Raw genomic sequence first — 10,925 nt, forward strand, 5'->3', positions numbered from 1 at the left:
CCAAAACCGAAGCAGCCGCAATCACAAAAGTACTTCAAGACTTCTATCAACACAGTCCGCTGGTCCGGCTCCGCAACCCGCCTCATCTGCCGGAGATCCAGCACATCGTCCGCACTAACTTCTGCGATCTCGGCTTTGCGCTAGCTTCCGACGGAAAGCGCCTCATCCTGGTCTCCTGCCTTGACAATCTCCTCAAGGGAGCCTCCGGGCAAGCAGTCCAAAATCTTAACCTGATGTGCGGATGGAACGAAGAGGAGGGCTTGCTGTGAGATTCGTCGTCAAACTAGGCGGTGCCGCGCTCGAGGACAAAACAATCCTCCACGCCTGCGGCAAAGCCATCGCAGACCTCGTCACAGATGGCAATCAGGTCGCCGTCGTCCACGGTGGCGGCGTCCAACTCACCCGGACTCTGGCGCTCATGGGCAAAAAGAGCGAGTTCATCTCCGGACTACGCATCACCGACGCCGAGACACGCGATGCTGCCCTTATGGTTCTTGCAGGCAGAGTCAACAAATCGCTCGTCGCCGCGATTGGCTCGCACGGCCAGTCCGCCGTCGGCCTCTCCGGTGGAGACGGCCACGTCTTCCGCGCTCGCAAAAAGAAAACCAACCCGGACCTCGGCTTCGTAGGCGAGATCGCTGCCATGGATCCCAAGTGGCTCGAAGCCATCTGGACCATGGGCGCAGTCCCCGTCATCTCCTCCATCGCCCTCGGCTTCGACGGCGAGTACTACAATATCAACGCCGACGAGATGGCCGCTGCCTGCGCCATCGGCACCAAAGCCGACACCCTCGTCTTCCTCACCGACGTCCCCGGCGTCAAAGGCGCCGACGGCACCGTCATGCGTTGGCTCACCCTCGCCCAGATCCCCGCGATGGAAAAAAATCAGGTCGTCTCCGGAGGCATGTTGCCCAAGCTCAACGCCTGCCGCGATGCCCTCATTCACGGAGTCAAACGAGTTCGCATTCTCCCCGCAGAGGCGGCATCCTTGCTGCCCGACCTCTGTACCACCAGAGTCAACGATGGAACGGAGGTCATGGTCGCATGAATGAAGCATCGAAGTTGCAGTCCATCCAGGCAGTAGAAAAGAAGCTGCTCCTCAACACCTACGAGCGCAACCCCATCCTCTTCGTCAGTGGACAAGGCGTTCACCTGCGCGACGAGAACGGCATCGACTACCTCGATCTCCTCAGCGGAATCGGCGTCAACGGCCTCGGCTACGCACACCCCGCCGTCGAAGACGCAATCGTCAGCCAGTCGAAGCGGCTCATCCACACCTCCAATCTCTTCTTCCACGAGCACACCGCCGAACTCGCGCTCCGTCTTACCGAGATCTCCGGCCTCGACCGTGTCTTCTTCACCAACAGCGGCACCGAAGCCTGGGAGGCCGCCCTCAAACTCGCTCGAGCCAACGCCGGTCGCCTCCGCGCCAAAGGCAACACCATCGGTACTCGCTTCCTTGCCCTCGAACACAGCTTCCATGGCCGCTCCATGGGCTCGGTCGCCACCACCGCGAAAGAAAAATACCGCGAGCCCTTCATGCCAGTCATGCCAGGAGTCGACTTCGTTCGCTTCAACGACGTAGCCGATCTCCGTGCGAAGTTCGCCTCTGGCAATGGAAGCGAAGTCTGCGCCATCTGCATCGAGCCGCTCCAGGGCGAAGGCGGCATCCACCCCGTCTCGCAGGAGTTCTTCGCCGCAGCCCGCGAGCTCTGCGACTCCACCGGTGCCCTCCTCATCGCCGACGAGATCCAGTCAGGCATGGGCCGCACCGGCAAATGGTTTGCCTACCAGCACTACACCGTGATGCCAGACGCAATCACTATCGCCAAGCCCATCGCCAATGGCATCCCCATGGGCGCTATGCTCTGCAACAACACAGCCGCCGAATCCATCACCCCCGGCATGCACGGCACCACCTTCGGCGGCAATCCACTCGCCTGCGCCGTTGCTGTTGCCGTCATCGACACCATCAAGCGCGATAACCTCCTTGCCCACATCAACGAGGTAGGCGCGTACTTCCACGACCAGCTCACCCAACTAGCCAAACGCCACGACTGCATCACCGAAGTCCGCGGCAAAGGCCTCATGCTTGGGCTGGAGATCAACTCCGCCGACCTCGCCCAGCGCGTCGCCGCCCAGATGCTCGACCACCGCATCATCATCAACCGCACCAGCGAGACGGTCCTCCGTCTCCTGCCGCCGTTCATCCTCGAGCGTCAACACATCGACACCGCCATCAAGGCCTTCGACGAGATCTTCACTGCAGCACTGGCCGGAGCAGCGCCGGCAGGAGAAAAATCCCATGGGTAGCAAAACCGTCATCATGAACTCGAAGTCTGAAACCACCGAAGACTTCGCCCCCACGCGCCGCGCCGCCCTTGGCATTCAGTCCGACACCGCCTTCAGCGAAGCCTCCAGGCGCCTCAGTGGCCGCGACCTCTGCTCCATCGCCGACCTCACCGTCGAAGAGATGGCCGCCCTCATGGAGCTCGCCCACGCCGTCAAGGCCAACCCCGAAGACTTCCGTCACGCCCTCGACGCGCGCCAGATGGTCATGTTCTTCGAGAAGGCCTCCCTCCGCACTCGCCTCACCTTCGAGACCGCCATCAACACACTCGGCGGCAACGCCATCTTCGTCGACCAGACCCAATCCCCCCTCGGCGAGCGCGAATCCCTCTCCGACATGGCGCACAACATCGAGCGTTGGATGGCCATCATGGTCCTCCGCACCTACGCCCACGACACCATCACCGAGATCGCCGCCTGCTCGAAGATCCCCGTCATCAACGCCCTCTCCGATCTCGAGCACCCCTGCCAGGCCATCGCCGACTTCTTCACCCTCGAAGAGCGCTTCGGCTCCGCAGAGGGCCTGCACTTCACCTACGTCGGCGACGGCAACAACGTCTGCCACTCCCTCATGCTCACCGCCGCGCAACTCGGCTCCCACTGCACCGTAGCCACGCCCAAAGGCTTCGCCCCCAAACTCGAAATCATCCACAAAGCCATCGAGATCGCCGAAACCACCGGCGGCAGCATTACCCTCACGCAAGATCCCATCAAAGCCGTCACCGGAGCCGACGCCGTCTATACCGACGTCTGTACCTCCATGGGCTTCGAGCACGAGGCCACCAAGCGCGCTCCCATCTTCAAGGCCTATCAGGTCAACGAAGCCCTCATGGCCAACGCACAAGCCGACGCAGTCTTCATGCACTGCCTCCCCGCGCATCGCAACGCCGAGGTCACAGACGCCGTCCTAGACGGCCCCCAGTCGCTAGTCTTCGACCAAGCCGAAAATCGCATGCACGCACAAAAAGCCATCCTGCTCATGCTCCTAGGCGGAGCCAAGCGCACCACCAACAGCCGCAACCGCGGAACCCAACCCCGCAAGCGCAACTAGACATGAGGAATGACACTCTCATCCATCACGTTTCATCTGTTCCATGGTCCGCATTCGGACTACCTCCTGTTTCTGGCTGTCGCACTGTTCCTTGCCGTTAGGTCGTGGTTTGTCGACATCTTCATCGATGAAAGTGAATCAGCTCCTTCCGGTGTAGCGAGAGAGAGTCACGGACTCAAAGCTACAAAAGTGACTCGCCCAATCATGAGCATGGTCTTTTTGCTTATAGCTGGCTTTGCTCTTTGGAAGATGTGGCAACCATGATCCAAAGTTTTGCACACTGTTCTTAACTAACGCTCCATAGATTGATGACTAATCTTCAGAATCTCCGCCCAACCATTGAGGTCTGTATCAAATGTCCGTAATACTAGAAACCCTGCCCCTCGGCCAAAAAGTCGGTATAGCCTTCTCCGGCGGACTCGACACCAGCGCCGCACTCCACTGGATGAAGCAAAAGGGCGCCCTCCCCTACGCCTACACCGCCAACCTCGGCCAGCCCGACGAAGCCGACTACGACGAGATCCCCCGCAAAGCCCTAGAGTACGGCGCCGAAAAGGCCCGCCTCATCGACTGCCGCGCCCCCCTCGTTCGCGAAGGCATCGCCGCCCTCCAGTCCGGAGCCTTCCACATCACCACCGCCGGCGTCACCTACTTCAACACTACCCCCATCGGCCGAGCCGTCACCGGCACCATGCTCGTCACCGCCATGAAGGAAGACGACGTCAACATCTGGGGCGACGGCTCCACCTTCAAAGGCAACGACATCGAGCGCTTCTACCGCTACGGCCTCCTCGTCAACCCCGACCTCAAGGTCTACAAGCCCTGGCTCGACCCCACCTTCATCGACGAGCTAGGCGGCCGTGCCGAGATGTCCGCCTTCATGACCAAGGCCGGCTTCGGCTACAAGATGTCCGCCGAGAAGGCCTACTCCACCGACTCCAACATCCTCGGCGCAACCCACGAAGCCAAGGACCTCGAGCTCCTCACCACCAGCATGAAGATCGTCGAACCCATCATGGGCACCGCCTTCTGGCGTGACAACGTCACCATCAAACCCGAAGAGATCACCATCCGCTTCGAAGAAGGCTTCCCCGTAGCCCTCAACGGCAAGGAGCTCTCCGACCCCGTAGCCCTCATGCTCGAAGCCAACGCAATCGGCGGTCGCCACGGCCTCGGCATGAGCGACCAGATTGAAAACCGCATCATCGAAGCCAAGAGCCGCGGCATCTACGAGTCACCCGGCCTCGCTCTCCTCTTCATCGCCTACGAGCGCCTCATCACCGGCATCCACAACGAAGACACCATCGAGCAGTACCGCGACAACGGCCGCAAGCTCGGCCGCCTCCTCTACCAGGGCCGCTGGTTCGACCCCCAGGCCATCATGCTCCGCGAAGCCGCCCAGCGCTGGGTCGCCAAACCTGTAACCGGCGAGGTTACAATCGAACTCCGCCGCGGCAACGACTACTCCATCCTCAACACCGCCTCGCCCAACCTCACCTTCCACCCCGAGCGCCTCACCATGGAAAAGGGCGAATCCACCTTCTCCCCCCGCGACCGCATCGGCCAACTAACCATGCGCAACCTCGACATCACCGACACCCGCGCCAAACTCATCACCTACGCCCAATCCGGCCTAATCACCCTAAGCAAAGGCTCCGAAATGCCCCAACTAAACAGCGTAAATAAGAAGGATTAGGATGACGATGCGCAACTGGCAACGATTCGGGCTTATGTTCAATTACTTTCGATCCGCAGTCATAGTCGCACTGGCGATTGTTGTCTTTTCCTTGGTATCGGAACTCCATGCATCGACTCCGATCTCAGAGAAAACGATCGCGGGCACATGGGCTTGCGCTTCATTGACCGCGCTTGAAAATGGAAAGCAATCGGGGACTGTAAAGTTCAACCCCGGCAATATTACGTTTACTTTTGCTGAAGACGGTACTTGGCAAATGGAGACAAATCTTACGAAGACTCACGAGAAAACTCGAATCAAGGGCAATCTCATCCTCCATGAAAACGAACTAGTCCTGAAATATCCAGATGGAAAAACTTATAAGGATTTTCATCTGGACCTGAAAGATGATGGCAAAACGCTAGTCATGACGGATGATGGCGAAATTATTTCGGCTTCTAAATTGAACTGACTTCAACAAAATCCAATAACTGAGGGTCAGATTATGAGCCAACAATCCGCAAAAATGTGGTCCGGCCGCTTCCGCGAACCACTCGACCCCGCCTTCGAATCCTGGCAACGCTCCTTCCCCTTCGACTGGCGCCTCGTCCCCTTCGAAGTAGAAGCCAGCATCGCCCACGCCCGAGCCATCGAAGCCGCAGGCATCCTTACCAGCGAAGAACTCCTGCAAATGGAAGAAGGCCTCCGCGCCGTAGCCAGGCAGCAAGCCGAACAAGGCGAGGCCATCGTCCCCGCCAACCCCCAGGCCGAAGACGTCCACCACTACGTCGAACTCGAACTCACCAAACAAATCGGCGACCTCGCCCTCAAGCTCCACACCGGCCGCAGCCGCAACGAGCAGATCGCCACCGACATGCGTCTCTTCGTCCGCGAAGCCGTCGACAACACCCTCGCGGGTCTCACCGCATGGCGCAAATCCCTCATCGACCTCGCCGAATCCGCAGGCGAAGCCACCATGCCCTCCTACACCCACCTCCAGCGCGCCGAGCCGGTCTTAATAGCCCATTGGCTCTTAGCCTATGTAACGATGATCGAGCGCGACGCCAGCCGCCTCACCGACGCCCGCAAGCGCATGAACTTCTGCCCGCTCGGCTCCGGAGCAGTAGCAGGCGCAACCCTCGCCCTCGACCGCACCATCGCCGCCCGCGCCCTCGCCTTCGACGCCCCCACTCCAAACAGCATGGACGCAACCAGCGACCGCGACTTCGCGCTAGAGTTCACGCAAGCCATCGCCACCCTAGGCATCCACATCTCCCGCTTCGCCGAAGAACTCACCCTCTACTCGACAGCCGAGTTCGGCTTCCTAGACCTACCCGAGCGCTTCTCCACTGGCTCCTCCGCAATGCCACAGAAGAAAAACCCCGACCTAACCGAACTCATCCGAGGCAAATCCGGCCGCCTCCTAGGCGCAGCAACAACCCTAGCAACCCTAATCAAAGGCCTACCCCTCGCATACAACAAAGATCTTCAGGAAGGCCAAGAGCCAGTCTTCGACGCAGCCGACACCATCGCCGGAGTCCTTAGCGTCCTCCCCGCCTTCACCGCATCCCTGAAATTCCGCTTCGACACCATGAAGACCGCCGCACACTCCGGCTACCTCAACGCCATGGCCGCCGCAACCTACCTCACCGACAAGGGCATCCCCTTCCGCAAAGCCCACGAGCACATCGGCAACGCCGTCCGCCTCGGCCTCGAATCCCACCGCGAACTCCAGCAACTCACCCTCGACGAACTGCGCACCATCTGCCCCCAATTCGGCGAAGACTTCTTCTCCGCAATCACCCTCGAAGCCACACTGGACTGCCACGACGTTATCGGTGGCACAGCCCGTCCCCGCGTCCGCACCGCCCTCACCGAAGCAAGAGCCCGCGTGGCCACGTAAACGGGTGCCCCATATCTCGATTTTGAGATCTGGGCATTCGCGTCACACGCGAACCGCACTCTTCAACCCCGCACCAAACATCGCCCTCAAATCATCCAATACTCTGCGAAAATAATGGAAGGAGCCGAACACAGTTGCCCACCACACCCCTGCTGACCGTGAGCGAATCCACCTCCACATCGCGCCCCCGCGTAGGCGGAGCCACCGTGCGCAAAGCCAAACTCCCCGACGCCGTCGCCATCTTCGACCTAGTCAACTCCCTCTCCGGCGACGGCACCCTCCTGCGCCGCAACTACGCCGAGATCTGCGAAAACATCCGCGACTTCGCCGTGGCCGAATCCCCCATCGAAGGAGACTCAGGCGGCGTCTTCCTAGGCTGCGGCGCCCTTCACCTTTATGGCCCACACCTAGCCGAGGTCCGCTCCATCGTCGTCAAGCCTGAAGCCAAGGGCCAGGGCGCAGGCGGCCGCCTCCTCCGCGCCCTCCTCGAAGAGGCCGAAGAGCAAAAAGTCACCGCCGTCTGTCTCTTCACCCGCATCTCCGACTTCTTCTTCCACTTCGGCTTCCGCGTCGTCGACCGTACCACCCTGCCCGACAAGATCTACAAAGACTGTCAGACCTGCCCGCGTCTCTACGCCTGCGACGAAGTCGCGATGGTCCGCGGCCCTCTGCCCAAGATCGCCGTCCTCGGCCCATCACGCATCGCCCAGCCCGAGCTAGTGAAGCTCCAGACCGGCGTGATCCCCCACACCGACTAATCTCGCATTCCGACCAACGGGAGGACGAGCGAACCGAACCCACCCCAAAAAGGTACAAGTCACGAAGTGACCGCCCCACGCGCAGTGGGCCCGTCCGGCAGGACACCTCACCAGGCGTGATAAAAACCATCCCGCTCCGAAAGCTGAACCTCAGTTTCAAACAACTCACCTAGCCGAGAAGCAGTCAGCAACTCTTCCTTCGATCCATCCGCAACAATCCGCCCGTCCCGCATCATCAGAATCCGATCGATCTCCGGCGGAATATCCGCAATATGGTGCGTAATAAGCATGATCCCAGTCCCCTGCTGCGCCAGCCTCCGCATCAACCCTCTCAACTCCGCCTGCGCCGCAAGATCCAGCGCATTCGACGGCTCGTCCAGCAGCAACATCCCTGCTGACCCCACCAGCGCCCGCCCAATCATAATGCGTCTCTGCTGCCCCGCCGACATCTCCCCCACCAGCTTCTCCGCGAATTCCGTCGCATCAATCTGCAGCAAAACCTCCTCCGCATGCACTCGCATAGCATCCGTCACAATAAGATTCGGCCATAACGTGCTACTCGAAAAAAACCCCGTAATCACCGCATCGCGCCCCGAGGTCTGCGACGTTTGCTTCCCCGGCAGATCAGCAGAAACCACCCCCAACAGCTTCTTCAACTCCGTCAAATCCCACCGCTCGCGCCCAAAGATCCTCACCTCGGTCTCCGGCTTCACGATTGGATAGCACTCACAAGTAATCGTCTTGATTAGCGTCGACTTCCCGCATCCATTCGGCCCAAGAAGTGCAATGTGCTCACCCGCCCTCACCGTAAGGTTGATGTCGTGAAGAACAACATTATCGCCACGGGCGACATTCACATGCGCGAGATGAAGAAAGGATTCTGTTGAATCTACCTGCATAGTCGTCAGAATATAAGACCTGCCCCTTCGCTTATGCATCTCTATACCTAGACTTATGATTCAAATACAAACCACCAGAGGAGCAACGATGGTCGAAGCATCAAAATTTTCCGATGAGCAAATCGCATATGCTTTACTGCGCACCGTAGTAGGCGTCAACCTCATGATGCACGGTGTAAGCCGCATGATCGCGGGTCCCGGAGAGTTCGCGGCAAAGCTCGTCATGCAGTTCGGTCACGCCCCTCTCCCAGCGTGGAGCGTTTGGTTCTTCGGCCTCATCCTTCCCACCGTCGAAGGTCTCTTCGGACTGCTGATCCTCATCGGACTGCGAACGCGAGCAGCACTCATCGCGGCAGCCCTGCTCATCCTCGTGCTGACATTCGGGTCATCGCTCTTACAGGACTGGGCTGCATCAGGAACTCAACTCACCTATGCTCTCATCTACGCCATCTTGATCTTCCTTCACCGATACAACAGCTGGTCCATCGACACTTGGATGAAACGACCCTAAGCTCGTCGTTCTACCAGCACCTTCACTCCGTGCTTAGGCCGAAGGCTAATCGCAGGATTAACCGCAATCTCTTCAGGCGCCCCGCGCGGCGGGCTAATCCTCCAGTTACGCGCGATCGTCGCGAGGGACAGTACTCCCTCCATCCACGCCAGTCCCTCCCCAATGCACTGGCGGTTCCCCGCTCCGAATGGAAAAAAAGAAAAGCGCGGACGCGCTCTCGCCCCCTCTCTTTTGTCCCCGGCAAAGCGCTCTGGATTGAAGCGCAGTGGATCCGCATAGAAACGCGCATCACGGTGAACAACAAACTGTGATGCGATCAGAACCGCTCCTACGGGAATGTTGTAGCCAGAAATCTCATAAGGCTGTATGCAAGTCCGAGCTGTCACCCAAACAGGTGGATAGAGACGCATCGCCTCAGAGAAAACCTGCGTCGCGTACGGCAGCCGACCGTAGTCCTCAGACGTCGGCGCACGATCCCCAAGTATCCTCCGCGCCTCCTCATGCACTCTCTCCTGCACCTCCGGATGTTTGGCCTGCAGCCATAGCGCAAAGCTAAGCGCATTCGCCGTTGTCTCATGCCCGGCAAGCATGATCGTCAAGCACTCGTCATGCACCTGCCGGTCTGACATGCGGCCTGTCGAATCCTCCGTGTCCACCGCCTCCATCAACATCGAAAGTAGATCGCCCCGATCCCCCGGCGACTGGCGGCGCTCCCGGATCATGCCATAGATCATCGAATCCAGATCCGCTTGCCCTTTGCGAATCCGCTTCATCGCAGGCAGGGGCAACCGCTGAATCTGTTCGGAAAAAGGCAGAATAGCCAGCGGAAGAAATCCCATGAACGCATCGACCGCAGCCGAAACCTTCTTCACCTCCTCCTGCGACTGCACATCCAGATCGAAGAGGCACCTCCCAACAATCCGGAGCGCAAGCTCGAGCATATCTTCATGAAGATCGCGTACCGCGCCCGACGTCCAGCCTTGCGAGATCGCAACCGCGTTTTGCCCGATCACCTCTCCATAAGAAGCAATACGCTGGCGCAAAAATGCCGGTTGAGCCAGTCTGCGCTGCCGCATGTGCAGCGGCTCCTCGCTCGTCAGTAGACCCTCCCCCAGCACAACCTTGGCGCGTTGCATCACGATTCCGCGATGATGTTTCCCCGCGTCCTTGATCAAAAGATCTTCAATCAATTCAGGATGATTCAGTTGGTAGATATGACGGCCAAAGATCGTGTAATGGACCAGATCGCCATATCTTCGCGCAGACTCCTCCATCGACTCGAGCGCGTTCTGACGAAACATACGTCCTGAGAGGAACCGGGAGATAAACGGAGGTCCCGCAGGAAAACTCTTCGAGCGGCTGGATCGTACATCGAGACTAGCGGCGATCATTCGAACCTCTGTTTAAGTCTAGATCAGGCCAGCCACAATCGCGCCTTCGACAGTCGTGTCATCTTCCGAATAGAACCTCTAGCTCGTGTGGCTCTCGGCAACTTCACGTCTGCTCTTTTTACATCGTCAATCCGCTCATCTCTTTCGAGTAGAAGCAGCACCATCCCTTAGAACGCCGGCGGCACTCTTTGCTACATCCCTTTTAAGATGGAGCCGACAATGCCGCCGACAACTCCTCCCTCGGCAGTCTGCTGCGCCCGCTCCCTCGGCAGATACTCCTGAATCTGGTGTGCAAGCCGCGAAATCGGCAGCGTCTGCAACCACACCCGGCCGGGTCCAGTGAGTGCTGCAAGAAAGATGCCGTCGCCCCCAAAGATCATATTCCGGA

The 10,925-nt window shown here is 59.3% G+C and carries 10 protein-coding genes and 2 pseudogenes; 9 read left to right on the forward strand and 3 right to left on the reverse strand.

All coding sequences use genetic code 11. From position 1 onward, the window contains the following. The 8 genes and pseudogenes from GSQ94_RS18980 to GSQ94_RS19015 all read left to right on the forward strand — a co-directional run. Nucleotides 1–269 (forward strand): annotated as a pseudogene (locus GSQ94_RS18980) (Asd/ArgC dimerization domain-containing protein); the annotation flags it as partial. Continuing rightward, nucleotides 266–1,048, forward strand: a complete 783-nt coding sequence (gene argB / locus GSQ94_RS18985) for an acetylglutamate kinase (RefSeq protein WP_158945434.1) — start codon at nucleotides 266–268, stop codon at nucleotides 1,046–1,048. The pseudogene GSQ94_RS18980 and the gene argB, both read left to right, overlap by 4 nt. Then, nucleotides 1,045–2,313, forward strand: a complete 1,269-nt coding sequence (locus GSQ94_RS18990) for an aspartate aminotransferase family protein (RefSeq protein WP_158945435.1) — start codon at nucleotides 1,045–1,047, stop codon at nucleotides 2,311–2,313. The genes argB and GSQ94_RS18990 overlap by 4 nt, the downstream gene beginning before the upstream one ends. Beyond that, entirely contained in the window at nucleotides 2,306–3,400 is a 1,095-nt protein-coding gene (gene argF, locus GSQ94_RS18995; protein WP_158945436.1) for an ornithine carbamoyltransferase, read from the forward strand. Before GSQ94_RS18990 ends, argF begins: the two co-directional genes overlap by 8 nt. A gap of 355 nt (nucleotides 3,401–3,755) precedes the next feature. Further along, on the forward strand, nucleotides 3,756–5,096 hold the full coding sequence (gene argG / locus GSQ94_RS19000) for an argininosuccinate synthase (RefSeq protein WP_158945437.1): 1,341 nt from the start codon (nucleotides 3,756–3,758) through the stop codon (nucleotides 5,094–5,096). A 1-nt stretch (nucleotide 5,097) separates the two neighbouring features. Next, nucleotides 5,098–5,547: a hypothetical protein gene (locus GSQ94_RS19005; RefSeq protein WP_158945438.1), complete on the forward strand. Its 450-nt coding sequence runs from the start codon at nucleotides 5,098–5,100 to the stop codon at nucleotides 5,545–5,547. 33 nt (nucleotides 5,548–5,580) lie between these two features. Further along, nucleotides 5,581–6,978 carry an argininosuccinate lyase gene (gene argH / locus GSQ94_RS19010; RefSeq protein WP_158945439.1) on the forward strand — a complete coding sequence of 466 codons (1,398 nt, stop codon included), beginning with the start codon at nucleotides 5,581–5,583 and terminating at the stop codon, nucleotides 6,976–6,978. 152 nt (nucleotides 6,979–7,130) lie between these two features. Beyond that, complete coding sequence (locus GSQ94_RS19015) at nucleotides 7,131–7,736, forward strand: GNAT family N-acetyltransferase (protein WP_371417573.1); 606 nt, start codon at nucleotides 7,131–7,133, stop codon at nucleotides 7,734–7,736. 107 nt (nucleotides 7,737–7,843) lie between these two features. Here the strand turns inward: GSQ94_RS19015 and GSQ94_RS19020 are convergent, their stop codons facing one another. Further along, entirely contained in the window at nucleotides 7,844–8,635 is a 792-nt protein-coding gene (locus GSQ94_RS19020) for an ABC transporter ATP-binding protein (RefSeq protein ID WP_158945464.1), read from the reverse strand. 88 nt (nucleotides 8,636–8,723) lie between these two features. Here GSQ94_RS19020 and GSQ94_RS19025 point away from each other — a divergent pair, with 88 nt between their 5' ends. Continuing rightward, nucleotides 8,724–9,146: a DoxX family membrane protein gene (locus GSQ94_RS19025; protein WP_158945440.1), complete on the forward strand. Its 423-nt coding sequence runs from the start codon at nucleotides 8,724–8,726 to the stop codon at nucleotides 9,144–9,146. Here GSQ94_RS19025 and GSQ94_RS19030 read toward each other — a convergent pair. Both GSQ94_RS19030 and GSQ94_RS19035 read right to left on the reverse strand, forming a co-directional pair. Continuing rightward, nucleotides 9,143–10,537, reverse strand: a complete 1,395-nt coding sequence (locus tag GSQ94_RS19030; RefSeq protein WP_158945441.1) for a cytochrome P450 — start codon at nucleotides 10,535–10,537, stop codon at nucleotides 9,143–9,145. The genes GSQ94_RS19025 and GSQ94_RS19030 overlap by 4 nt on opposite strands. Nucleotides 10,538–10,728: 191 nt before the next feature. After that, nucleotides 10,729–10,925, reverse strand: a pseudogene (locus GSQ94_RS19035) (TIGR00266 family protein); the annotation flags it as partial.

It is taken from the genome of Granulicella sp. S190 (assembly GCF_009766095.1).
Taxonomy (GTDB): domain Bacteria; phylum Acidobacteriota; class Terriglobia; order Terriglobales; family Acidobacteriaceae; genus Edaphobacter.